Source organism: Pseudoalteromonas sp. GW168-MNA-CIBAN-0100 (assembly GCF_040309225.1).
GTDB classification, from domain to species: domain Bacteria; phylum Pseudomonadota; class Gammaproteobacteria; order Enterobacterales; family Alteromonadaceae; genus Pseudoalteromonas; species Pseudoalteromonas arctica.
In genome coordinates this window covers 1-257 of sequence record NZ_JBEOOL010000769.1, presented here as the reverse complement: position 1 = coordinate 257, position 257 = coordinate 1, and the positions used below count along the sequence as shown (strand labels likewise).

The 257-nt window shown below is 41.6% G+C and carries 1 protein-coding gene; it reads right to left on the bottom strand.

Annotation, left to right across the window (positions count from 1 at the left end; genetic code table 11):
- Positions 1 to 47: 47 nt before the first annotated feature.
- A partial coding sequence (locus AAEY62_RS23355) for a chemotaxis protein CheW (protein ID WP_350636827.1) occupies positions 48 to 257 on the bottom strand: 210 nt, incomplete at its 5' end.

Genomic DNA, 257 nt, shown 5'->3' with positions numbered 1-257 from the left:
CTCTTATTCAATGAATGGGTAGGCATAAAGTTTATACCTACTTTTTATTATCCAGCGTAATGCTTTAGCATACTCGGTACATCTAATATCAGTGCAATTCCACCATCAGAGGTAATAGTCGCACCCGCCATACCCGGCGTACCTTGCAATAATGCATCTAGAGGCTTGATCACCACTTCTTCTTGACCTATTAGTGAATCAACAACGAACCCTACTTTTTGAGTCCCTATTTGCACAATAACGACATGCCCTTGTGC